Origin of the sequence: Methanosarcina horonobensis HB-1 = JCM 15518 (genome assembly GCF_000970285.1) — an archaeon.
Taxonomy (GTDB): domain Archaea; phylum Halobacteriota; class Methanosarcinia; order Methanosarcinales; family Methanosarcinaceae; genus Methanosarcina; species Methanosarcina horonobensis.
Map to the genome: position 1 here is coordinate 4,743,690 of NZ_CP009516.1, position 25,441 is coordinate 4,769,130.

A 25,441-nucleotide genomic window follows, 5' to 3' on the forward strand; every position below is an offset into this window, starting at 1 on the left:
GAGAAATATTTGGGGAAAAACATAAAAAACATAGAATTACCCTTGAAATTTTGATTTACTTAAGTCCCTATAAAAAATCCAACCCAAAGGTGATACGATGCTAAAAAGACAGCTAGGAACCCTATTCCTGGTAACATGCCTTATTTTAACGACCGTACCTACAGTATTAGGCGGCGAGAACACACAGGTCATAACTGTTGCTGGAGATGGAAGTGGAGATTACAACTGTGATGGAATAGACGATCATGTCCAGATTAACCAGGCACTTGCAGATGCGGCAAAGAACCCGGGCACAACCGTCCAGCTTAAAGGCCCGTTCACATATGACATCGGGGATTCTCTTCTGATCGGCAGTGACACGACTCTTGCCGGAGATTCCGGTGTAACAATTAAGCTTGCCAAAGGACTACCTCTCTGGGGCAGCCGTGAGAGCAGTATTGCAGAAAAGAAAGCTATGCTTATGATCAGAGGCAGTTCTGCAAGCAATGTTAAAATAGAAAACTTAACTGTTGATGGTAGTCAGAGTGACTATTATCCTGATATCAGGCTCGGAACTTCCAGTTATAACATGGCAACCATAATAAATGTTAACGGATTAACAATTCAGAACGTTACATTCCAGAACGGATGTAATGATGCCATGCTTATTTCGAAATCCAGCAACGTAATGATAGATACAGTAACTGTAAACAAATGCGGACATGATTGCGTATATGCCTATCACGTAGACGGCATTACAGTTAAGAATTCTACATTCATTAACCGAACTAATTCATCCGTTCGATTCGACTCCGTTACCGATGGAGCCATGCAAAACAATGAATGTACTACATCCGGCGGCGGATATGCAGGTCTGGAGTTACAGGGAACTCTTAAAAACATAGAAGCTTCTGGAAACTATTTCCATGACCTGGATGCACCTGCAGTAGTACATTTAAACACAAAAGAAACCAATGTAAACATCCACGATAACAGAATTGAAAACTGTGGATAAAGAACTTTATTAGTTGGAAACTCTCAGTTCATTCTGAGAGCCAATTCAATTTATTTCAACTATATAAGGTTGGGAATTAAACAGTTGCCTGCAAAGCAAGCAACTTTTAAGTTTCCAAATTCATTAAACTAAGGAACAATTCGGCTTTTCTGGAATTAATCAAACAACTTCTCTCGTAGTTCTTCTGTTTTAGACCATGTAAGATCTATTCAGCGCATCAATTCCATCGTACAGTTCTCTCAATGCTATGCTGAGTCTGCGAACTTCAACCTGCCACACCCTTTTACTGATCTGTCTGTCCCCTCCGGCTTTGACGGCTGCTATCCATGCATACTTCCGGGCTAGTTTTGAGTTGCGTAAAGGAGAATGAAAAACCTGCCCTGTTTTCTGGTTACTGTACTTTTCATTAATAAGGAACTCGTAGATTTCCTCAACCCTTTCGAGCATTTTCTGCTCGCTTTCAGAACCTGATGCCCCAAAAACGACAAGATTCCATAGACGGAACTTTACCTCACTCATTTCGGAAACAAGCTTTTTGGAATTTGCAATATCCAGCATTTCCCTGAACTCACGAAAAATATCCGTGTTCCCGGAAGGTGAAGGTAAAGTATTTCCAAGTGAAATCATAACGTGTATGCACTCATGAAAAAGGATTCTGGCTATAAGGAACTCGACTCTCTCCTGAATGTTCCAGAATCTGGTTACAAGGAATTCGTCCCATAGCTGGTACGGATTAACCAGAATCAGAGATCTGTAAACTATTTTCTTCTCCTTCTCTGAAACCGAACGTTTCGGGTAAAGAGCCATCCCCTGCATTTTCCCGAAAAACTGAACCCTGACTGCCAGATCCCAGCAGCATTCCCACTCTCCGTCTCTTACACACTTAACTCTGCAATATTCACCGTCAAAATGAACGTTTTCAAGCAGGCGGTACATATCCTTGCTGTGTGTTTTGATAATTGATTTCACCCTGGATTCCCGATAGATACTGAGGTCAAGGTAAGGAAAGCACGGAATAGAAGTGAAAGAGGAACAGGGTGCAGACGGGTTCAGGTCATAGAATCCCTGAAACCAGGAACCTGAATTGTCCTGTGATATATTTTCTTTTTGTTCAACTGGTCGGGTTTTTTTACTCATACCATCTTCCCTCCAACATACCCTATAGGATATTATCACTTAGGTTATATAAAAATTGATCAACAGGAAATATAAGTGAAAACAGGCGATGAAACTGAAGTAAGGCGTATCCTGCTGAAAGGAGGGAAGAAACCCTGATTAAATTCTTCCGCCGTTACTTCCGCAAACAGGGCAATTGTTCAGCTTCGAAAGTGAAATTTCGCTGAAGCTTCCGGAAAGCCCGTTCCAGAACAAAAGTCTCCCCTCAAGAAGCTTTCCTTTACCGGTCAGGAACTTAACTACCTCACTTGCCTGAATGGAGCCGATAACACCCGGAGTTGCCCCGAGAATCGGGAAGACCTCTTTTCTTGAAATTCGCGGGAAAATGCAATAAAAACAAGGGGTTTTTCCGGGAATTATTGTTGTGACCTGCCCATCGTAGCCGGTAACCGCTCCATGAATTAAAGGAATATTCCTCTTAACTGAAAGCCTGTTAAGAATATGCCTTGCTTCGAGATTATCCAGAGCATCAACTATGATATCACATTCAGGGACCAGAGAATCAACATTTGATTCGGTAAGCATCTCTTTAATCGTTTCAACCTCAATTAAAGGGTTCATTGAAAGAAGCTTTTCCTTTGCGGATTCAACCTTTACCCTCCCAATGTCCTTTTCGTGGTGGAGAAACTGCCTGTTCAGGTTTGTAGGGTCTACAGTATCAAAATCTGCAAGGATTATTTTCCCTATCCCTGCAATTGCAAGGTATGTTGATACTGGAGACCCGAGCCCTCCGGCACCGGCGACAAATACCCTTGCAGCTTTTAACTTCTCCTGTCCTTCCTCTCCAAAAAGAAGAATCTGACGACTATACTTTTCTCGTTCCATGTTATTCATGTGAATGCCTTCCGGAATGTAGATTAACAGGAATATTGATTTCTTAAAAGTATTGATTCATACGATATGGTATTTAGAAAACTTATTTTAAAGCTGATTTTTAATACTGGTTTTTGAAGTTAATGTTTAAGAGCTATATTGGGCTGTATTGAAAGCTGGTTTTGAGATTAATTTCTGATGATTACTCAGGAAACTGGTATTCAGGAACGCTAAATCTGACGTGTAGGACTACATGTTGTGAGTTCGACATTACTGTATTTCATAGAAATTCATAGAAATTATTCCTTTTCTCGGTAAATAGATTTCTTTATGCATAATGTCTTCGGAGAAGAGGAATAAAAACAGGTATCAAAAAAGACATAAAAAGGTACAGGAGAAAGTATATCTATGAGAACCAGCATAGCCAGGGAAAGAAGCGTTTAAAAGCTTGGAAGGCAGAAAATTTTTTTTTGGAAAAATTAATTAAGGCAAGACCCATAAAAATGGTTACATCATTTTTTTAACACGACTGGAACCGGGTAAGGCTGCTCATTTTGATTAAGACCTTTATAAGAGGTTGCGAGTGAGATGCTGAAATGCACATGAGACGCTGGAAAATAGAAAATGTATAAAGGTATGAATTTATGAAAGTTCTGGATTTAAAAAATACTATTCTCAATATCAAAAGGGAATTCTCTGGCTACTTTAAGGAGCGAGACGCCGAAATTAACGGTTCTCTTCTGGCGCTACTTTCAGGAGAACACATACTTTTGCTGGGCCCTCCGGGCACTGCAAAGACCCTGCTTGCAAGCAAAATCTGCGAAACCATCGAGGGAGGAAATTTTTTCCATTATCTTCTTACTCGTTTTTCCACTCCAGAAGAAGTATTCGGACCTCTTTCTTTAAAGGCACTTGAAAAGGACGAATTCAGCAGGAGAGTAGAAGGTTACCTGCCAACTGCACACATAGCCCTCCTTGACGAGATTTTCAAGGCGAACAGCTCTATCTTAAACAGCCTTCTGACCGTCCTGAACGAGAGAAAATATCATAACGGCAAGGAAGTTATGGATGTCCCTCTCTTTTCCGTTTTCGGGGCTTCCAATGAACTGCCTGAAGAAGATGAAAGCCTTGAAGCCCTTTACGACAGATTCCTCTTCAGGTACAGTGTGGACTATATCCAGCACGAAGAAAATCTTGAAGCCCTCATTTTCGAAAATACGGAAGATTTCCTGCCTTCAACAAAACTTTCGGTTGAAAATATAAGAGAAATCCAGAAAAAAGCAAGGGAAATGCCTGTAGACCCTGAAGTCCGGACAATTATTCGAGAATTGAGAAGAGAGCTTAAAAACTCGAATATCTTCGTTTCGGACAGACGCTGGAAGAAGATTATAAACGTGCTCAGAGTAGCTTCAGCTGTAAACGGGCACACAAGCGTAAACAGGATGACTGTTGTTCTGCTGCAGCATATGCTCTGGGATCTGCCGGAACAGAAAGAAACTATCAGGAAACTTATCCTTGACAGGGTTGTTTCAGGAGGCACTGATACCGGAAAGCTAAAGCAGAATGTGCTTGACCTTAGAAACTCTGTTTACATTTGCCTGCAACAGGAACTTCCGAATACCGTGTCCTGCAATAAGTGCTTTGAAGAGGAGAAAAAGGCTACCGGAGGCATGAAGAGCTCCAGGTTTACCGGGATGAAAGCCCCGAAGAGCCTCACTTTCAATAATGCGCTTGATCTATTAAAACACCATATGGAATTTCCAACTCATACCTATAGTCTCGGGCTTGACTACGGCAATAGTAACGGTTCGTTGAGCTTCGAAGCCATGGCAGAGCAGTTCCGCCGCAGGTATGGATTTGAGTTTAAGTTGAGCCTGGACTACGGAGATAAAAAACTCTACGAAAAAGAGTACGAAAACCTCGAGGAAAGGTTGAACTACTTCAGAAAACAGGTGCAGGAAGAAGAAAAAGCTCTTGAGGAAACCCTCAGGGAAAATATCTGGATTTCAGGACAGGACAGCAAAGAAATTCTGATGAAATACCACTCCAAAAATACGGACATTTACGAGATCGCAAGCCATCTAAATGAAATCCGGACCTTACTGGAAAAACCGAAGATATTCGATGTGGAAATCGAAAAAGCAGAAGTTGCCTGAGCCTGAAAAACTCTGGAAGACGGAAAAAGGAAGGAAACAAAGAATATGCAGAATCTGAGAAGCTCGAAAAAAGGTTTCGAGAATTTATCCGAATCAGATAGGACATCTTTTGATAGGAACTTTAATCCTTCTACTATACTGAATACTGAACTGAGGGAATTTCTGGCAACTCCCCGAAAAGTTCCTCACAGACTAAGGGAAGAAATTACAGAAGTTCTCATTTATGAACTTCTTTCAGGAAAAGACTACGAAGTAAAGGATGAAAAATGTTTTATGGAAAAATTTGGGGTTTTTTATCCGATGTTTCTTAGTATGAGAAATCAGCGGGTCTGGGAAGAAATAAAAATCCTCGCAGGAACAAACCGCATGGCAGGGGTTTTTATCCTGAGAACCCTGCTCGAAGAGCTTTTTACACTCTTTGAAGATTATGAAAAAATAGAGAAAGATCTCTTTAAAAAATCCCAGAAAGGACTGGAAAGAGTTTTAAAAGCCCTGAAAGAGCTGATCAATGAAACCCAGGCTTTGTGGGAAAGAAACAGACTGGAAAGGACTGAAAGCCTGAGAAATTACGAGTGGCAGGAAAACTCGAACGAACTTTGCGAAAGAAAGAGAGCAGAAGAGGACAACCAGAGTAGCCAGGGAAATTTCCTTAAAAGATCGTGGGATCGGGTAGAAAACTATCAGGGGCAGGGATCTGAAGACCTGGCAGCATCGGAAAGACTTGCCTCAATGACCAGGGAATTCATGTTCAGCGAAAAAGCTGGAGAGGCTGTTGATTCAGTCATTGAAGAAAAGATAGTTATAAAACTTGAGGAGCTTATCCCCCTCCTTGAAGACCACCTTGAAATGCTTGAGATCCTGTCCATGCTTTTTCCGGGAAGAGCATGGGATCATTCTTTACAGGCCCTGCACAGGGAATATTTCGAAAACCTCGAAAAATATGCTGCTCTTTTCAGAAAGAGTTCTGACCTGCATGAGATCCTTGAGCAGGTAGGCAGGATTGAGCTTGAGTATGGCTCAAAAAAACTGCGATTATCACCACACAGCAAAAGCGAAGTGCACACAATCACCTTTTCAGGCGATATCCAGACCCTGCTTCCGATAGAAACCGTAAAGCTCAAAAATCCCATACTGAAGCGCAAGTTCTATGCTGACATGATCGAAGAAAAACTCCTTACATACCAGCTGAGAGGGGAAAACTGGAACTCGGACATTGAAGGAAAAAAAAGGAAGGGACCTGTTGTCGCCCTTGTAGACACTTCTGCTTCCATGCGGGGAACTCCTGAGCTTCTTGCAAAAGCCGTGGTTCTGGCAGTTGCAAGGAGGATGTTAAGAGAAAGCAGGGATGTAAAAGTAATTCTTTTTTCATCAAAATGGCAGACCGTTGAGATTGAACTTACGGATAAGAAACGTATGGGAAAGGAGTTTCTGGAATTTCTCAAGTATACCTTTGGAGGAGGTACAGATTTCAACACAGCACTCCGGGCAGGGCTAAAAGCGGTAAAAGGCGAAAAAGCCTTCCAGGGAGCAGACCTCCTTTTTCTTACGGACGGGAGCTCAGAACTATCAGAGAGACCTCTTATCCGCGAATGGAATGAAATAAAAGCAGAAAGAAAAGCCCGCATCTTTTCCCTGATAATAGGAAACTATGATGCCGGAGGGCTGGACCAGGTCTCAGACCATACCTATATTATCCATGATTCAGGAAACTGGCAGATCGAGGAGAGCCCTGCAAGGTTTATAAAAGCGGTCAGCAGACCTGCGAGGATGTTTTAACGGAGCATGGATGGGCTTAATGCCTACGCTTAAGACGCCTGCTCACCTCGTCTATGAACTCTTCCAGATCTTTCCTGCCTGGCGCCTGATGCCTGTAAATATTTGACAGAACAACAAATGCCGCTCTTCTTCCTCTGGTGGAGTTTCTGAGTAACCCGATCTCGATCACTGTTAGCAGGACCTCAGAAATCATCTTGCGGTCCCTGGGACTTAGATTACTCCACCTATTATTGAGTGTTTTCGAAGAGACTTTTACTGACTCTCTGCCTTCGGAAGCTATTGCCGAGGCCTTTGAAGAAACGGTTTTCGAGATTTTTAGAATCCTATCCTTTCCACAGCAAGCGGTTCTGGAAAATGTCCTGAAAGCTCTTCCTGGAATCTCCTTTATCCGAACTTTCTCGTAAGTAGAGGTATCTTCCCAGTAATTTCCCGAATATCCACCTTCGGAAGTTCTACTTTCAAGAGTTTTGCGAATCTCTTCAAATATTTCAGTGATTTCCTCTTTAGATCTCGTTCTAAGGTATTCTTGGAGATTTTCCAGCAGTTCAAAGTCCAGTTCGGCAGAATAGGCTTTTTCAGAGGCAGGATCTTCGCTAATCTCGACAAAATCAGCATCGATTATAGGACAGGATCCTATGAGAGAATCGCGTAGTGAATCCCTCCCTGACCCCGAGCTTTTCCTGAACTTGCAGTTCGGGCTTGAAAATCTCCCGAATATATCCTGTTTATTTTTAAGCAAGAAAATCACATCAGTAGTGTTGAAACGAAAAAGGCTTTACTGGATTTCTACCTGGATATTCGTAACCTGAGTAAGCTCTGTATCAGTTTTCTCATATAAGGTTCGCAATTACATAAACAGATTTCATCCTTGGATTTAATATTTTTTTCTATTAAATTTCTATCAGGTCCGGACCAGTCCTGTTGGGGTATTGTAAATTTAGTTGTGAGATTGAGTGAGGAGAGTAACGAAAAATAAGAAAAATAAGAAAAAAGCAACTACCACCTCTGTTTTCTAAAAATAACTGCAGATTGATTCGTAGTTTAAGGAATTCTTTTATAAGTCCCATGCCTTAGTGAGTATTAGGCGAGGTGAAAAGCATGAGTATACTTGACATAAAAACATTAAAAATAATCATATGCGGGCTCTTTATTGTATCCATACTCTCTATTGCCTGTGCAGGGGCAGGGGCTGGTAAGGTTGTGCCTGCAGAAGTTGAAGTGGTTGAAGCGAAAGTTGTAGCCAGTTCTATTGCTGAAGTCAGTTCTATTGCTGGATCTGGAATGGATGCTGGATATTCTTATCCCGAGTTTGAGAAAATCAGTGTGGATCCATCCTATCAGTACCTTGAACTGAAGCCTGGAGATAGTAAAAATTTTACCGTGACTGTTAAAAACAACGATAATAAAACTATTGAATTAAATCCAAGACTTTTGATCATCCCTTATACAGAAAAATTCATAGATGAAAGCTGGGTCAGTATAAGTCCCTCGGAAAAGAGCCTTGAGCCAGGAGAAAAAGAGGAGTTCCAAGTAGAGGTAAATCTCCCTGAGAATGCAGATCTAGGGAACTATGCCGTACTCATAGCCTTTACAGACAAAGTGCCTGAAGGAGATGTGGCAGGCTATTATCCGAAATTCCCGGGAACTATGCAGCTGAACCTGCAGGTATGGATTCCCCCGACAGTTCAGATCCTTACACCTTATGTTAACGACCTTGTAGAAGCCGGAGAGACCTACACCTATGAGATAAAGCTGAGGAATACGGGCAGTAAGGATGTTTCAATCTCCCCTGAATTTACGGAAGGAGGCGACGTCATATATTACGACAGCGTTTCCCCCTATGGAGGAGCAGCATACGCCTTCGAAAATGACGCAATAAGTATCGAAGCTCCTGAAGAAGTAAAAGCAGGGCAGACAGCAGTCGTGAAAATGACACTTAAAGTTCCGGCTGATGCAAAAGGGAGTTACAGCGGGAATCTCGACCTAAATATCGATGATCCGGGGATCAGAGAATACGAAGGAAAAATTTACCTGAATTTCCGTATTCTTCCGATTCCAGAAGAGCCTTATGAAACGACCTTTAAAACCACAGATAGTGGAAACATCAGCATAGAGGTCAGAGCCTATCAATATGGATACAGCCTGTACACCGCAGGAGGAAACCGGGATCTTGCTCCTTCTTTTGAGGTGAACCTGATAGATCCCTCAGGAAAGAAAATTACCCCTGATCTCGTAAGCAAAAAATATAGCGGCTCGGTAAACATAATAGGTGATACATACCCACAGCCATACCCTGCATACGTATCCGCAAGAGTTGCAGGTGGCATGGAAACCTACAACCAGGGAAGCTACCAGGGTGGAACCACAACCTTTGTAGAGACCTATACGGTTCCCGGGGCTGCAGGAGACTGGAAGCTCTCAATTCTTCCCAGGAACACAGAAAACTTTGAATATTCTATCACAATCGAGGCTATTGAAAAATAAATAACTCCCCCGGTTTGATGACAGTTAAGCTTTAACAACCCTTTTTCTTTTTTCTTTAATCAGGAACCTGGGCTTTCAGCCCGGGATTTTTTATTTTATACCCAAAACCAGGTTTACTGATTAATTGTTTTTTCAATTCTTGAGTCAGAAAAGAAATTCTTCAATCTTCTCTCCACAATTCGGGCGAAGCGGAATTCTGGCGAGGTGAAACTTATAACAGAATAGGTCCTAACTGGAGAAGTATAAATATATGAAGGTACAGCCTGAGCCTGTAGCTATAATTAAATGCTTGAGGAGCTGGTAGAGCTTAGTTATCTCGATTAACTGGGCCCAGGGTTTAAAAACGCAGATCATATCCTGTTAAGTATTGAATATACATCTCACATAAGGAAAACAAAACAAAGACGAAATAAATCAAGCATGTTTCCCGAAAACGTGAAGATAATAAGCCCGAAGGAATAAAATACTCTAAGGATAAGATGGGGCTCTCACAGGATAAAGAAAAGTAAGATTATAACATAAAAAGCAACTCACAAAAAATAACTCATAATAAGTTCATCATTTTAATTTCATATTTCTGCTGGAGGTAAAAAGTACAATGAGAGAAGGTCCGGACCCCTTTGGGGTAAGAGACAGCATCGAAACAACCGCCGGAAAAGCTACGATTTACAGATTGAGTAAACTGGAAGAAAAGGGCTTTGAAGGGATTTCCCTGCTCCCCTACTCTATAAGGATCCTGCTGGAATCCCTGCTCCGGCATGCGGATACTGAAAAGCACCTGATAGCTGCAGAAGACTTGGAAGCCCTTGCCCGGTGGAGCCCTGATAATATAAGCGAAAGGGACATCCCGTTTATTCCATCAAGGGTAATCATGCAGGACTTCACAGGTGTTCCTGCGGTAGTTGACCTAGCAGCCCTCCGCTCGGCAATGGAGCGCCTTGGAGGAGACCCTGCTAAAATCAACCCTGTAATCCCTGCTGACCTGGTTATCGACCACTCGGTTCAGGTTGACTCCTACGGCACGGCATATGCACTTGAGGAGAATGAGAAAAAAGAGTTTGAACGCAACAGGGAACGTTATACAGTTCTCCGCTGGGCACAGAAAGCCTTTGATAATTTCAGGGTCGTGCCTCCGGGAAGAGGAATTATCCATCAGGTTAATCTTGAATACCTGACTCCACTTGTGCACCTGAAAGAAAAAGAAGGAGAGTTGTTTGCTTTCCCTGATACGCTTGTCGGGACTGACTCTCATACCACAATGATCAACGGGATAGGAGTGCTCGGCTGGGGAGTAGGCGGTATAGAAGCCGAAGCCGTAATGCTCGGGCAGCCTTACTATATGCCTGTTCCTGAGGTTGTCGGTTTCAAGCTCTACGGGAAGCTGGAACCCGGAGTTACTGCAACTGACCTTGTCCTCACGATCACGAAAATGCTAAGAAAGCATGGAGTGGTAGGCAAGTTTGTCGAGTTCTACGGACCAGGCCTGAACTCCCTCAGCCTTCCGGACAGGGCAACGATTTCAAACATGGCTCCTGAATACGGAGCAACTCTCGGGATTTTCCCTCCTGACATGGAGACTCTGGACTACCTGAAGAGGACAGGCAGGAGTGATGAGCAGGTTGACCTTGTGAAGAAATACCTGGAAGCACAGGGTCTTCTTTATTCTGTCAACAAACCCGAGCCTGTCTTCAGCAGTAACCTCGAACTTGATATGGGCACTGTAAAGCCCTGCCTTGCAGGTCCCAGACGCCCGCAGGACCAGCTCTTCCTGAATGAGGTCTCTGAAAACTTCTGTGAAACAATGAGGCAGACCTTTATAAGAAAGAAAGAAGAAGGAATTGAACTTGCCAGAGACCCTGCTTACCTGCGCTGGATTGGAGAAGGAGGAGCACCTGTAGAAAAATCCGAAGCCTCGGAAGAGGTAGGGGTAGAAAAGATTGACTCCACTGAGAGAAACTCCGGGCTCACACATGGTTCTGTCGTCATTGCGTCCATTACTTCCTGTACGAATACCTCTAACCCATCAGTTCTCATAGGGGCCGGGCTTCTTGCAAAAAAGGCTATTAAAAGAGGCCTGAAGGTTAAACCCTTCGTGAAAACAAGCCTGTCTCCGGGCTCAAGAGTAGCTACCGAGTACCTTGGAGCCGCATGCCTTCTGCCCTATCTTGAGGCTCTGGGTTTCCACCAGGTTGGGTACGGATGTACGACCTGTATAGGGAATAGCGGGCCTCTGCCTGAACATGTCGCAAAAGAAATCGAAGAAGAAGACCTTACAGTTGCAGCCGTGCTCAGTGGAAACAGAAATTTCGAAGGCAGGATAAATCCGCTTGTCAAAGCAAATTACCTTGCTTCCCCTCCGCTTGTTGTTGCATATGCAATTGCAGGGACGGTGGATATAAACTTCGAAACCGATCCTCTTGCTTATGACCCTAACGGGCTCCCGGTTTTTCTCAGAGATATCTGGCCCGGACAGGAGGAGATAAAGGAAGTCGAAAAGAACAGTGTCAAGCCTGCGATGTTCAAAAAAGAATACTCAGGCGTTCTTGAAGGCGCAAAACTCTGGAAAGAGCTGGATGTCCCTGAGGGCACTCTTTATGAATGGAGCTCTACCTCCACCTACATTCAGGAGCCACCTTACTTCGTGGATTTCCCGCTTACTTTGCCTCTTCCCGGAGATATACAGGACGCCAGAGTCCTTGCCCTTTTCGGGGACAGCATCACTACTGACCATATTTCCCCAGCAGGCGATATTCCGACAGAGAGTCCGGCAGGCAGGTACCTGATGTCCTGGGGTGTGGACCCGAAAGATTTCAACTCCTATGGCTCCCGCAGGGGCAACCATGAGGTAATGATGCGCGGGACCTTCGCAAACATCCGGCTCAGAAACAGGCTTGTAGCCAGAGAAGGAGGGTGGACTGTTTACCACCTTAAAGAAGAAGACTTCCCGCCTGAACCGTGCGGAGAAGGAATTCCCATTTACGACGCATCTCTGCTATATGCGGAGAACAATGTCCCCCTGATTGTTGTCGCAGGAAAAGAGTACGGAACAGGCAGTTCCCGCGACTGGGCAGCAAAAGGTACATTCCTCCTTGGAGTAAAGGCAGTTATTGCCGAGTCCTTTGAGCGCATCCACAGAAGCAACCTCGTGGGCATGGGAGTTCTTCCCCTGCAATTTAAGGCAGGAGAAAGCGCAGATACTCTCGGGCTTACAGGAAAAGAGAGTTATGACATCATTGGAATTGAGAAAATGGAACCCCACGGAGAGCTTACCGTACGGGCAAAGGATGACAGCGGGAAAGAACTGGAGTTTAAGGTAGAATTAAGACTGGATTCTGCTGTAGAAATCGAGTACTACAGGAATAGTGGAATTTTGCATAAGTTCCTGAGGGATTCGGTAAAGAAAAAATGAAAGGTTACTTATGCCGGAAAACAAAATAAATTTTTTATTTAGGTCCTGCAAGCCTGAATAAGGCTTCTTCTCTTTCCGGGATCTCTATTTTTATCCGGACAGGATACGGGATTATTTCGGCTCAAAGAGATGTTATAGAGATGCTTCGCCTTGAAAAAATAATATTTGAGGCTGAATACAGTTAAAAGGTTTAAAGAAGCAGAGATCTTAACTTTAACAAATATATTTAAAACGACTTAAATTTACAATTTCAACAAATTTAATATACTTATTCGATGATAATACAATTGCATTGTCACTCTATTTTTGGACCCAAAAAGTTCCTTCGTGTTAAATCTTTCACGTATAATCAGAGGATTCCCCAATTTCAAAGTTTTTTGAAAATCCTCTAGGCATAACTGCGAGGTAGAAAATGAATAAAAATATATGTTTCATAGACGGGCTGGAGGGCATTCTGAAATATAGGGAAGTAGACATTAACGAACTGGTCGAACTTCCCTATGATGCAGTTTCCTATCTACTGATCCGGGGAGAACTCCCTGGAGAACAGGAACTTGCCGAATACTCAGCCCGCCTGCATGCGGAGCGCGGAATCAACAGGGAGGTAATGGACGTTATCCGCATGTGCAATTTAAATGTCGATGCTATGGAAGCGCTGCGCACAGTTGTTTCTTTCATATCGCAATTCGATCCGGACCTGAATGACAGCTCTCAAGAAGGGAATATGAGAAAAGCCATACGGTTAATCGCCATGGTCCCAACTATCGTTGCTGCTTATTATAGAACGGCAAACGGAAAGGAACCTGTACCCCCCGATCCCTCCCTTTCCCACGGAGCCAATTTTCTGTACATGCTAAAAGGAAGCAAGCCGGACCCGCTGGAAGCTGAAGTCATGGAAAAAGACTTTATTCTTAGTGCCGAGCACGAGCTGAATGCTTCCACTTTCTCCTCCAGAGTTACAGCTTCAACACTTTCAGACCTCTATTCGGCTGTCGTTTCCGGGCTTTGCACACTCAAAGGTCCCCTTCATGGCGGAGCGAGGTCAGAAGTTATGAACATGCTTGAAGCGATCGCCTGCCCTGAAAATGCAGAGAAATTTGTCCTTGAAAAAATTGAAAAGAGAGAAAAAATAATGGGCTTCGGGCACAGAGTATACAAGACATATGACCCTAGGGGCACAATATTCAAGCAGCTTTCCAGAAAACTCGCTGAAGCTAAAGGTGACATGCACTGGTATGAGACAGCTGAAACAATTGAAAATGCTGTTGTCTGCGAGCTTGTGGAAAAGAGAGGAAAGCCGATTTATCCGAACGTTGATTTCTATTCAGGAGTTATCTACAAGTATATGGACATTCCCCCGCAGCTTGCAACTTCAATCTTTGCAATAGGAAGAATTTCAGGCTGGATAGCTCATTGTTTCGAACAGTACGAGAAGAAAAAGATCATAAGGCCCAGAGCCTTCATGCTTGACGAATGTTAAAGCCTCGGAAAAAGACCTGTTGTGTCTGAAACCGGCAAAAGCAAAAGAAACGAAAAAAAGTACAGAAACAGAAACCAGATCCGACAACAAGTCTAATAGATGGGATCTAACGGACGCGATCTGAGATATGATCTGGCAAGCCAAAATAAAAATCAGAAATAAAACTGATTTTTCAGGCAAAACAGGTTCACAGATCGAACACAAATAAAATAAAACTTTCAGGTAAAAGTTTTTCTCTCATTTAATTCTAGTCCTATAGAGACTGATATCAGGTAAAAGAGTATGGAGCTCTTGAGCCTGGGGTCAGATAATCTTTTTATTATCTGACAGCTTTTTGATATCCAGATACCCATGACTTATAGAGATTTTATAGACCGGTTAAAAGAAAACGGAAAGCTGGTCGAAGTCCATCAGCCCGTTTCCCCGAAGTTCGAGGCTTCGAGAATTGCAAAAAAAACAAAAGCTCCGGTTCTTTTCCATGACGTTTCAGGCTCAAAGGTTATTATGAACCTTCTAGGTTCCAGGGACGAACTTGCTGCTATGCTTGAGGTCCCTAAAGAGGAAATTATAAAGAAGCTCTCCGAAGTTTCTCCTGAAGGTGAAGTTCGGCTGGTTTCAGACTCTCCCACCCTTGAGGTGATAGAAGATAAGGTTGACCTGACAAAACTTCCTATTCTTACCCATTTTGAAAAGGACGGAGCACCCTACATAACTGCAGGAATTGTCGTTTCCGAATATGGAGGCGTGATGAATGCTTCGATTCACCGTCTTATGCTCGTGGGAAAAGACAAACTCGCAGTTCGCCTTGTCCCTCCGAGACATACCTATCTACTGCATAAAAAAGCCGCCGAAAAAGGAGAAGCTCTGCCTATTGCGATTGTTCTGGGCTGCGACCCTACGATTATTTATGCGACCTCTACCAGGGTTCCTGTTGGAAAAGAGTTTGAATATGCGGCTGCCCTGCGTGGAGCTCCGGTAGAACTTTTTGAGTGCTCAAACGGGGTAAAAGTACCTCACTCCGAGATCGTGCTCGAAGGATATGTTGACCCGAAAGAGAGGGTTGATGAAGGACCATTTGTGGATATTACCGGGACATATGATGTGGTAAGGAAAGAGCCCGTTATCCGGATTACCAGAATTATCCATAGAAAAAACCCTATCTATCACGGAATTTTGCCGGCCGGGCCCGAACACCTCCTGATGATGGGAGTGCCTTATGAGCCGAGAATATACAGGGCTGTAGGGGAAGTTACTACCGTCAAAAATGTGGTCTTAACAGAGGGAGGATGCTGTTACCTTCATGCAGTCGTGCAGATAGAAAAGCAGACTGAAGGGGATGCAAAAAATGCTATTATGGCTGCCTTTGCAGCTCACACAAGCCTGAAGCATGTGGTCGTTGTGGATGAGGACATAAACATTTTTGACCCTGCTGATGTTGAGTTTGCGGTTGCTACCAGAGTAAAAGGCGACATGGATATCTTGATTATTCCTAACGTCCGCGGTAGTTCTCTTGATCCCAGAGGAGCACCGGATGGGACGACAACCAAAGTGGGAATTGATGCGACAAAGGTTCTTGTCGAAAAAGAGAACTTTGAAAGGGCAGTAATTCCTGAAGAATGACTGAGAAGTAACTTTTAACGGCAGGATAGGGGAAAACTACGACTGCATTAGGGGCATGAAATATCCTGCCTTGATATTTTGTTTTCATTTAAATGCTCTATAGAGTGAATTTTCATGTATCTTACAAAAGAAGAAGAACAAATCCTGAACGGAGAAGCCGGAGAAACTCTCAGGCAGGCAATTGAGATCCTTGTGGCTCTCGGGGACATCTACGGAGCAGACAGACTGATTCCCATCAAAAGCGCTCAGATTGCAGGTGTCTCTTATAAGACTATAGGCGATGCCGGGCTTGAGTGGATTTCAGACCTTGAAGGGCAGGTAAAAGTTCCTGCAATCCTTAATCCGGCAGGAATGGACCTGGAAGATTGGAAAAGGCTGAGGATCTCTCCTGAATTTGCAGAAAAACAGAAGGCAATTGTTCAGGCTTACAAAAAACTCGGGATTCGCTGCGAATGCACCTGCACTCCTTATACCCTTGAAGGCTTTTCAGTAAATTACGGCGACCACCTTGCCTGGAGCGAATCCTCGGCCATCTCTTATGCAAACTCCGTGATAGGAGCCAGGACAAACCGGGAGGGAGGACCGTCAGCTCTTTCCGCAGCGCTTCTCGGAAAAACTGCAAACTACGGGTTTCACCTGGATAAAAACCGCGTACCTGAAGTTTCTATCGGTGTGGAGTGTTCACTTAAAGAATCGGATTACGGAGCACTTGGGTATGTGGCAGGTAAATTTATCGGGAACAGAGTACCTATTTTCCATCTAAAGAACAAACCGGAAATGGATGAATTGAAAGCTCTGGGAGCTGCAATGGCGGCTTCAGGAGCAGTGGCTCTTTACCATGTAAAAGGGGTGACCCCTGAAGCGTGCAGAATGAATTTTGAAGAGCCGGAAGAAAAAATAGTTATCGAGAGAAACCAGCTGGATGAGGTTTATAGTAGTAGAAGAAGAGCTGGCAAAGAGCCAGAGCTGATTACTATTGGCTGTCCTCATTGCTCTAAGTCTGAACTTAAAAAAGCAGCCGAACTCCTGAAGGGAAAAATGGTTTCAAAGGAGACCTGGATCTTTACCTCAAGAGAACTTACAAAACGTAATCCGGAGTATGTCAGGACTATTGAAGAAAGTGGAGCTAAGGTTGTCTGCGATACCTGTATGGTGGTTTCTCCGGCAACCAACAGCTATTCCTGTGTTATGGTGAATTCGGGAAAAGCTTTTGCTTATGTGCCCGGAATGTGCGGGGCTGAAAGTGTATACGGAGATATGGAAACCTGCATAGAGGAGGCTACCCGGGAGAAAAAAGAAGGTGGTTCCCATTAAACTTAAAGGCAGAACAATTTCCAGAGGGTGTGCAGAAGGGGAAGTCCTGCTCTCCAGAGATCCCATATCCTTCCTTGGCAGCGTAGACCCTAAAACCGGGATTGTGGTTGAGGAAAAACACTCTTTAGCAGGAAAATCAATCAAAGGAAAAATCCTTGTTTTTCCCCATGGGAAAGGCTCTACTGTTGGCTCATATGTAATGTATCAGCTGAAGAAAAACGGAGCTGCTCCGGCGGCGATTATTAATCTGGAAACCGAACCGATCGTAGCAGTAGGAGCAATCATATCCGAAATCCCGCTTGTTGATATGCTGGAAAAAAATCCATATGAGCTTCTAAAGGACGGAAATATTGTCCTGGTTAACGGCAGTGAAGGGTATATCGAATTGATTAAACCTGAAGGCAGTAAGGCAGAAAAATGATACTAATCAGACTTCAGGCTTCAGTACCGTGCCGTTTGAAGTTTAAAGCATGAAAATAATATTGATACAGGTTGAAAGGCTTCAAGAGTTAGCAAAAAACAAAGAAATGAATAAAAAGATATGAATCAAGAAAATATGAGTTAAAAAGGCGCTAATTAAAAAGATGAGGATATAATATAAAATCAGAAAGGTAAATGTAAGTCTAAAAGAAATCTCAAGCCTCAAAGGCGTGAAACCTAAAATGAAACAGGGAATAGAAGACCATAGAAAAGACCGTGAAAAGTCCGATGTTGAAGAGTCGATTTCACGTATATATCCTTTCATTACAAGGGTATTTAAAGTGTATGAAATCCAGAAATCAGGAGAGGTTCTTTATTTCTTCGGCACACCTAAAATAGATGCCGAAAACGTAATGGGAGAACTCTGGTCTCCCCTTGAACAGAAGGGGCTTGGAGTTACCCTTAAGTACGAACTTGGGGAGCACATTCTTATTGTTGCTCCAGTAAAGAAAATAAAAGAAAAAATCTGGGTAAACTTTGCACTTTTCATAGCAACAGTGTTTACAACCATGATCTGCGGGGCCTGGATGTTTGGGGTTGACCTCTCGAGTGATCCCCTGCAGGTTTTTCAGGGTTTGCCTTTTACCTTTGCAATACTGGCTGTGCTCGGTTCTCATGAAATGGCTCACTACGCAATGGCAAGGTACCATGGGATGAAAACCTCCCTTCCCTATTTCATTCCATTTCCGACTTTCATAGGCACAATGGGAGCAGTAATCCGTTATAGAGGACCTATTCCTAACCGAAAAGCTCTATTTGATGTGGGGATTGCAGGCCCTCTGGTGGGGCTTCTGGTCTCAGTTGCAGTCACCATAATAGGACTGAATCTAGATGCGCCTGCGGTCAATCCATTGTCCGATTCCCTGATGTTTGAGGTAGGTCTCCCACCTCTCTTTGTAATGATACAGAAACTTGTCGGGTTCACAGGGAGTAATCTGCATCCTGTGGCTTTTGCAGGCTGGGTTGGGATGTTTGTGACCCTTCTAAATCTCCTGCCTTCAGGGCAGCTTGACGGAGGGCACGTGCTCAGAGCAATGCTCGGCAAAAAAGCGGACAGGATATCTTCAATGATGCCGCGTATTCTTTTTCTGATAGGTTTCTACGTGGTGTACTGGCTGAATGGAGACGGATTCATATGGATATTCTGGGCTCTCTTTCTCTGGGCTTTTGCAGCAGTCGGGCATCCTTCCCCTCTTCATGACAAAATAGAACTGGATAGGAAGCGAATTTTTATAGGGATATTTACCTTTATCCTCGGCCTGCTTTGCTTCACCCTGATTCCTTTTAAGCCCATAACCTGAAGGAAATAAAAAAATTGAAGTGAATTGAAACCTGAAAAAGAATCGAAATAAGGAAAAAAAGAACAATGGAAGTGAATTTCCGGTATAGTAAAAAGAACTCTTACAGTTTTGCAGTTCTTTCACCTGTGCTTCCTGAAGCCGGATTTACGGACAAACCCTGTAATGGGATTATGATCTACAGTTTTACAACACGGCAAGCAGCAAAAGTCTTCAAAGAAGTCGAAAACGCAGGTACTGACTCAATCTTTATTGCAGGAGGTCCTCATCCTTCCGGATCTCCCGAAGAGACGCTTGAGTTTTTTGATTATGTGGTGCTTGGGGAAGGAGAAGAGACGCTTCCGGAACTGGTAAAGGTTCTGAAAGAAGGAGGAAATCCGGGAGAGGTAAAGGGAGTTGCCTATAAACACCCGGATACCGGCAAGATAGTCAGGACTCCTGAAAGGCCCCATGTGAGCCTGGACGCATACCCCTGCTTTGATCCGAAAAAACTTCGAGCCCCCATAGAAATCAGTCGTGGATGCCCCTGGGGCTGCAAGTATTGCCAGACTCCCAGACTTTTTGGAAGAGAGGTAAGGCACAGAAGTATCGATTCTATTCTGAAGAATGCCCGGCACTATGATGACCTCCGCTTTATAGCTTCAAATGCTTTTGCTTACGGAAGCGATGGAATTTATCCGAGGTTCGATAAAGTAGAAAAACTGCTTTCTGCCCTGCGTGAACTGCCTGATAAAAAGATTTTTTTCGGGACTTTCCCCTCCGAGGTCCGCCCTGAGTTCGTAACCGAGGAATCTGTCGAACTTGTGAGAAAATATTGTGCAAACGACAGCCTCAGCCTTGGAGCTCAATCCGGAAGTGGCCGCATCCTTAAAGAAATAAGAAGAGGGCATACGGTTGAGGACAGCATCTCAGCTGTGGAATGCTGCCTTGAACATGAGATCGTCCCTGCAGTGGATTTCATTTTCGGGCTTCCCACTGAAACTGAAGAAGACCAGGAAAAAAGCCTTGAGCTTGTCCGCTGGATCTGCAGAAAGGGCGGGACTGTCCGGGCTCATTATATGAGCCCGCTTCCGGGTACTCCGTACGCATCATCAGTTCCTTCGGAAGTGAGCGAAAAGGTAAGGCGGGAGCTTGGAAAACTTGCCCTTGGAGGAAAGCTGACAGGCTACTGGGAAAAACACCGGAAAGCCTGAAAGAAAACCTGAAAAAAGGAAGGAGAAGGGATTAAGGAAAGCAGTACATAATCAGTATCGGCTTTTAAACCTTAATCCCGCTTTTACGTTAAATTTGTTTTTGAATAACCGCACAAGAAGACCTTTGTTTTTGATCTGTAACTTTTAGCTCTGTTACTTCACTCCTCTGTAAACTCAGTTTATGGATATCTGTTATTCCTTAACTTTGATGGTTCGTATATTTTTCAAAGGATGTTTTGATTCCATGTTCATAGCGCGTTTTTAAATATACTTACTGATCCTGTAACTCGGCTTAATTATCTAGCAGGTGATTTAAAATCTTCCAATGCTACTTTACTATTTAGGAGGTGTTGTTTTTCAGATTAGGAGGCCTCATACCGACTTGTTAATCTCGGAAATATGTCTATCGTTTTTCTTCCGATAGATAAGAAATACTTCAAAGTATTTATAACTTGTTGTTACTTATTTTAATTTAATGCATAATAAATATTAATGTATTGAATTGAAGATATAACTAAAAATAGATAAAATAAGTTATCCCAGAAAACAGTTTCCAGAATCAACCCAAACAAAGAAAAATTTTTCGACTGAAATAAAAGATCTATCAAAGAACTATAAACTGATTAATAGTTCCAGTAGCTTTCATCTGGCCTTATATAGAAGCTTTCGTCTTAGGATTAGAGACTTTGAGAGAAGAGTATTGTAAGGCTCAAATCAGCTTGAGCCTTATACCTTCATCTTTTCTACAAACTTTCATCATCACCCGGAATTCTTACTCCAGGCTGTTGCATACTGCTAGAAGTAAGGTTCGAGTCAAATAATTTCTGCTTTTAAGACCATTTCCAGACCTTCATTCATTAATTCTTCTGCCCTTTCCTGCTTTTTTGCCTCTGCAAATATCCGGAAAATAGGCTCAGTACCTGAAGGACGAATCAGGACCCAGCCGTCATCGTACCAGATCTTGACTCCGTCAACAGTATCTGTTTTAAGTCCCAAAATTGAGGCTTCATACCTGACCCTTCCCATAGTACCCACAACATCCCTGGAAGGAGTCTTGGTTTTTGCATTGAAGTAAACAGGCACGCTTTTAACCAGCTCGGAAAGATTCTTTCCTCCGGCCAGGATCTCAAGGACTTTTGCGCACGCCATTGCTCCGTCCCGACAGTACTGATGTTTGGGAAAAATAAGGCCCCCGTTACCTTCGCCTCCGAAAACGGCATCTACTTCCATCATTTTTCTGGCAACATTGATTGAGCCTACAGCTGTCCAGTAAAGTTCAACACCTTCTTCCTTTGCGACATCAGCCATGCGCTGGGAAGAACTCACCGGAGTGACTACAGGTCCTTTTTCACGCTCAAGCATATATTTCGCCATCATGGCGAGCAGGACTTCCTCATTTACAAATTCCCCATTTTCATCCATAAAGACTATTCTGTCCGCGTCCCCGTCATGAGCTGCTCCAAAAGCTGCCCCTGTCTTTTTAACGAGAGCCGATAGCTCTGTCAGGGCTTCAGGCGTGGGTTCGGGATTTCTCCAGGGAAAAGTCCCGTCAGGCTGAGCCCCAAGAGTTAGAACCTCACAGCCCAGCTCCCTGAGCAGGAGAGGAAGAGTAAGGGAGCCTGCTCCGCAACCGGTATCAATCACTACCTTAAATCTCCGGCTGCGTATGACTTCGGCATTCACTGCACGCACTATGTTTCTTATATAATAATCATTAACTGAGGGATCAATCCTGAAACTTCCTGTTTTTTCCCATGAAACCGTTGAAAATTTGCCCGAAAAATAGATTTTCTCAATTTCTCTTTCCCCTTCCCTGGGGAACTCCGAACCGTCTCCTGCAATCATCTTGATTCCATTATATTGCCTGGGATTGTGAGATGCCGTGATAACGATTCCGGCATCAGCATAGTCGCGCACATAGTATTGAATGGAGGGAGTAGGAACGGTTCCCACATCAATAACATTCAGGCCTGTTGCAAGTGCGCCGGCAATCGCTGCGGATTTCAGCATCTGGCCCGAAATCCGGGTATCGCAGCCTATTGCAACCGTACCTTTCGAGCCCATGTACGTGCCAAGGCTTTTGGCCAGATTGACTGCCAGCTCAGGCGTTATGAATTCATTGGCGATACCACGCACACCATTAGTTCCGAATAATTCCATTTAAGATCTCCATCTCATCATTTGCATCAAAATTGTACTATTATAAGGAAATTAGGTTCTAATTAGATTTATTACTGTAGCCAGAGCTCTGATAGAAGAACAAAGCTTCGGTACAATAAAGTGAACTACCCCTCCCTGCCTGATGGCGAGGAAGGGGCTTCTTGCTTCATCCCTTGAACTACTGTTCACAAGTCCACAAGCCCATCCCCGTAGTTCCTACGGTGTCAGATAACTATAAGATTTTGATCTTGCAGAGAGAATTTTTTGATATTGATTGCAGCATTTATGTCTCTATCATGCTTTGTTTTGCAATCGGGACATACCCATTCTCTATCCTTTAATGTCAATTCTGAATTATGATAACCGCAAACATTACATATCTTAGAAGAAGGCTCAAATTTTCCGATCCTTAGAATAGTCTTTCCTAACCATTCAGCTTTATACTCTAATTTTGTTACAAAACTACTCCACGAAGCATCGGAAATAGATTGAGCCAGACAATGATTTTTTACCATACCTTTTACGTTCAGAGTTTCCAGTGCAATAGCTTGGTTCTCACTGATAAGTTTAGAAGAGATTTGGTGCTGGAAATTGTTTCTCTGATTGCTTATTTTCTCATGGATTTTAGAAAGACGTTGCCTAGCTTTGTTTCGGTTATTAGAACCTTTAACTTTCTTTGAAACTCTCTTTTGCAAACATTTCATTCTTTTAAGAGAATTTTTGAGGTATTTAGGATTCTCAACTTTTTCTCCATTAGAAAGAATTGCAAAATCTTTTATACCTACATCTATGCCTATTGTATTTGATTCTGATATTTCTTGTTTTTCAGGTGTTTCTTTTCCATCGTCAACAAGAATACTTATGAAATATTTTCCTGTACTTGATTTAGAGATAGTTGCAGTTTTCATTTCACCTTCAAATCTTCTGTGAAGAACTGCATTTACTTCTCCAATTTTGGGAAGTTTGATAATATTTCTATCAAAATTTACCGTGTAATGTTGTGGCATTTGATAGGACTGCACTGGATTTTTCTTAGATTTGAACTTTGGGAATCCAGTTTTTTCTCTAAAGAATTTTGTAAATGCTGATTCTACATTTACCAAAGAGGCGAGTAGAGCCTGTGAATTAGCTTTTTTCAACCATTCGTTAGAAGGCTTTATTTCGTGAACTAAAATCTTTTGTAAGTCGAATCTTGATATTGATTTATTTGATTGTTGATATGTTTTTATCTTCTGTTCTAAAGCCCAATTATAGACAAATCTACATGCGCCAAAATGAACTTTGATTAGTTCTTTCTGATCATTGTCTGGGTAGATTCGGTATTTATAGGCTTTTAACATAATAAATATTATATGTTTTAGAGAGATAAATAGATTTTGTTAAACTTGCTTTGTCGGGAAGTTGACGGCTTTCATCCCCCACCTGTCGCTTCGCTCCGAGGAAGGGGACTTCCCGCCTTAAAGTTAAATTACCTATAAAGCGGAGCAAGCACTTTTCGAAATAGATCATTTCAAGATAAGATCATTTCAAGATAAGATCATTTCAAGATAGCTCAGGAAAAAACCACGATTAAGTATACCTATATCCCTTTACACAGCTGCTTCAAAGCACCTGACTATAGGGCTGGAAAATACATATATCTTATTAGCTGAAACTCGTTACTAATGGACATTGCCAAAATCGAAATGATAAAGGAGGCTATTAAAGCCAGAGAAAGTGCGGTCATCGCATTTTCAGGGGGAGTGGATAGTACAACTCTTGCAGCTCTTGCATTTGAGGTGCTTGGAGAAAAAGCCCTTGCCGTGACAATAGATTCCCCGCTTTTTCCAAGGCAGCAGCTCGAAACAGCTGCCCAGACAGCCTGTGAAATAGGGATTCAGCACAAAATCCTCCCGTTTTCCCTGACCAGCGTGCCCTATTTTTCCGCAAACACAATTAACAGATGTTACTTCTGTAAAAAAGCCCTTCTTGAGACTCTTCTGGAGTTCGCGGAAAAAGCCGGGTTCAATGTCGTGCTTGAAGGAACAAATGCTTCTGAAATAAAAGGGGAAAATCGTCCCGGATACAGAGCAATAGAAGAAGCCGAGGAAAAGATTTATTCTCCATTTGTAGAGTTTAACGTCACAAAAGAAGAGATCAGGGAGATTGCTACTAACCTCTCACTTTCCTCAGCCGGTAGACCGTCAGCAGCCTGCCTTGCCACGCGTATTGCTTACGGGCAGCCTATTACTCCCGAAGCTCTTGAAAAAATAGAAAAAGCCGAAGATTATCTATTATATCTGGGTTTTACGCAATTCAGGGTCAGGATGCACTCAAACCTTGCCAGAATAGAGGTTACCGACAAAGAGTTTGAGGATGCATTCCATAAAAAAGATAAAATATCCAGGCATCTCAAAACTCTTGGATTTGACTATGTAACTCTTGACCTTGAAGGCTTCCGCTCAGGGAGTATGGATGAGCCCTATCTGAGGAAAAGAGCTGAGGAAAAAGAAGAAACAGAAAGGGAATAAACTCAAAAATAGTAAAATATCTAAGTAGCCGGACTGATCGGATAAGCCGAATTGACCATAAAAACATTGATCGCTGGAAAGATATGATAGAAATTTTAATCCGAAAAGCCGAAAAAAAGGATCTCCTTTCAATTCAGAGGCTCTTATCCACCTATTTTCTGGATATGGAAGAGCTTGAACCTGAGGACTTTGTGCTGGCTGAGAGGGAAGGAAACATGATCGGATGCGCTGCACTTGTCAGAGAAATGTCCGGAGAGAAGAAATTTCTCGAGCTTCACTCCATTGCCATACACCCAAACTTTCGGGGAAAAGGGATAGGAACAAGGCTTATGGATTACCTTATAAACACTCTGAGAAATCCGGATAAGCCTGGGAACCCTGTTTGTGAGTTATATGTCAGGACAACTGCTCCGGGTTTTTTTGAAAAATTTGGTTTTGTAAAATTGCAGGATGCTGAGAAGTTGCTTCTCTGGGCAGACTGCAAAAGTTGCGAGCATTTTGGGAAGTGTAGCCAGCATGCCATGAAATATTCCCGAGTTTAATAAAAGGAGAGATGAGAAAGAGCCCTCCAGGTTAAC

The 25,441-nt window shown here is 43.0% G+C and carries 18 protein-coding genes; 13 read left to right on the forward strand and 5 right to left on the reverse strand.

Annotation, left to right across the window (positions count from 1 at the left end):
- The first annotated feature begins 97 nt into the window (after positions 1-97).
- On the forward strand, positions 98-994 hold the full coding sequence (locus tag MSHOH_RS20635) for a right-handed parallel beta-helix repeat-containing protein (RefSeq protein WP_048142535.1): 897 nt from the start codon (positions 98-100) through the stop codon (positions 992-994).
- Positions 995-1,183: 189 nt separating this feature from the next.
- Here MSHOH_RS20635 and MSHOH_RS20640 read toward each other — a convergent pair whose 3' ends face one another.
- Together MSHOH_RS20640 and MSHOH_RS20645 are read right to left on the reverse strand one after the other, a co-directional pair.
- On the reverse strand, positions 1,184-2,131 hold the full coding sequence (locus MSHOH_RS20640; RefSeq protein ID WP_048142537.1) for a hypothetical protein: 948 nt from the start codon (positions 2,129-2,131) through the stop codon (positions 1,184-1,186).
- A 138-nt stretch (positions 2,132-2,269) separates the two neighbouring features.
- Complete coding sequence (locus MSHOH_RS20645; RefSeq protein ID WP_048142540.1) at positions 2,270-3,004, reverse strand: HesA/MoeB/ThiF family protein; 735 nt, start codon at positions 3,002-3,004, stop codon at positions 2,270-2,272.
- Positions 3,005-3,627: 623 nt separating this feature from the next.
- On the opposite strand from MSHOH_RS20645, the gene MSHOH_RS20650 reads away from it, so the two are divergent.
- Both MSHOH_RS20650 and MSHOH_RS20655 read left to right on the forward strand, forming a co-directional pair.
- Positions 3,628-5,139 carry an AAA family ATPase gene (locus MSHOH_RS20650; protein ID WP_048142542.1) on the forward strand — a complete coding sequence of 504 codons (1,512 nt, stop codon included), beginning with the start codon at positions 3,628-3,630 and terminating at the stop codon, positions 5,137-5,139.
- A gap of 45 nt (positions 5,140-5,184) precedes the next feature.
- Positions 5,185-6,915 (forward strand): vWA domain-containing protein, encoded by a 1,731-nt coding sequence (locus MSHOH_RS20655; RefSeq protein WP_048142544.1) that lies wholly within the window; start codon positions 5,185-5,187, stop codon positions 6,913-6,915.
- Positions 6,916-6,931: 16 nt separating this feature from the next.
- On the opposite strand, the gene MSHOH_RS20660 is transcribed toward MSHOH_RS20655, so the two are convergent.
- Positions 6,932-7,663, reverse strand: a complete 732-nt coding sequence (locus MSHOH_RS20660) for a hypothetical protein (protein WP_239451085.1) — start codon at positions 7,661-7,663, stop codon at positions 6,932-6,934.
- A gap of 350 nt (positions 7,664-8,013) precedes the next feature.
- Here MSHOH_RS20660 and MSHOH_RS20665 point away from each other — a divergent pair, with 350 nt between their 5' ends.
- The 8 genes from MSHOH_RS20665 to MSHOH_RS20700 all read left to right on the forward strand — a co-directional run bounded on the left by MSHOH_RS20665 (position 8,014) and on the right by MSHOH_RS20700 (position 20,193).
- Positions 8,014-9,399 carry a COG1470 family protein gene (locus MSHOH_RS20665; RefSeq protein WP_048142549.1) on the forward strand — a complete coding sequence of 462 codons (1,386 nt, stop codon included), beginning with the start codon at positions 8,014-8,016 and terminating at the stop codon, positions 9,397-9,399.
- Positions 9,400-9,997: 598 nt separating this feature from the next.
- Positions 9,998-12,808, forward strand: a complete 2,811-nt coding sequence (acnA, locus tag MSHOH_RS20670) for an aconitate hydratase AcnA (protein WP_048142551.1) — start codon at positions 9,998-10,000, stop codon at positions 12,806-12,808.
- A gap of 412 nt (positions 12,809-13,220) precedes the next feature.
- Entirely contained in the window at positions 13,221-14,288 is a 1,068-nt protein-coding gene (locus MSHOH_RS20675; RefSeq protein ID WP_048142553.1) for a citrate/2-methylcitrate synthase, read from the forward strand.
- Positions 14,289-14,639: 351 nt separating this feature from the next.
- Positions 14,640-15,908, forward strand: a complete 1,269-nt coding sequence (locus MSHOH_RS20680) for a UbiD family decarboxylase (RefSeq protein ID WP_048142556.1) — start codon at positions 14,640-14,642, stop codon at positions 15,906-15,908.
- Positions 15,909-16,022: 114 nt separating this feature from the next.
- Positions 16,023-17,222, forward strand: coding sequence for an aconitase X (locus tag MSHOH_RS20685; protein ID WP_048142558.1), 1,200 nt, complete (start codon positions 16,023-16,025; stop codon positions 17,220-17,222).
- Complete coding sequence (locus MSHOH_RS20690; protein ID WP_048142560.1) at positions 17,209-17,643, forward strand: DUF126 domain-containing protein; 435 nt, start codon at positions 17,209-17,211, stop codon at positions 17,641-17,643. The genes MSHOH_RS20685 and MSHOH_RS20690 overlap by 14 nt, the downstream gene beginning before the upstream one ends.
- A gap of 241 nt (positions 17,644-17,884) precedes the next feature.
- On the forward strand, positions 17,885-19,003 hold the full coding sequence (locus MSHOH_RS20695) for a site-2 protease family protein (protein WP_048142563.1): 1,119 nt from the start codon (positions 17,885-17,887) through the stop codon (positions 19,001-19,003).
- Positions 19,004-19,068: 65 nt separating this feature from the next.
- Positions 19,069-20,193, forward strand: a complete 1,125-nt coding sequence (locus MSHOH_RS20700) for a TIGR04013 family B12-binding domain/radical SAM domain-containing protein (RefSeq protein WP_048142565.1) — start codon at positions 19,069-19,071, stop codon at positions 20,191-20,193.
- An 813-nt stretch (positions 20,194-21,006) separates the two neighbouring features.
- On the opposite strand, the gene glmM is transcribed toward MSHOH_RS20700, so the two are convergent.
- Complete coding sequence (gene glmM, locus MSHOH_RS20705; protein ID WP_048142567.1) at positions 21,007-22,353, reverse strand: phosphoglucosamine mutase; 1,347 nt, start codon at positions 22,351-22,353, stop codon at positions 21,007-21,009.
- A gap of 224 nt (positions 22,354-22,577) precedes the next feature.
- A complete protein-coding gene (gene tnpB, locus MSHOH_RS20710; protein ID WP_048142107.1) occupies positions 22,578-23,693 on the reverse strand; it encodes an IS200/IS605 family element RNA-guided endonuclease TnpB in 1,116 nt (371 codons plus the stop codon).
- Between the two features lie 324 nt (positions 23,694-24,017).
- Between tnpB and larE the strand changes: the two genes are divergently transcribed.
- Together larE and MSHOH_RS20720 are read left to right on the forward strand one after the other, a co-directional pair.
- A complete protein-coding gene (larE, locus tag MSHOH_RS20715) occupies positions 24,018-24,863 on the forward strand; it encodes an ATP-dependent sacrificial sulfur transferase LarE (protein ID WP_048142569.1) in 846 nt (281 codons plus the stop codon).
- Between the two features lie 83 nt (positions 24,864-24,946).
- Positions 24,947-25,405 (forward strand): GNAT family N-acetyltransferase, encoded by a 459-nt coding sequence (locus MSHOH_RS20720; protein WP_048142571.1) that lies wholly within the window; start codon positions 24,947-24,949, stop codon positions 25,403-25,405.
- Positions 25,406-25,441 lie beyond the last annotated feature (36 nt).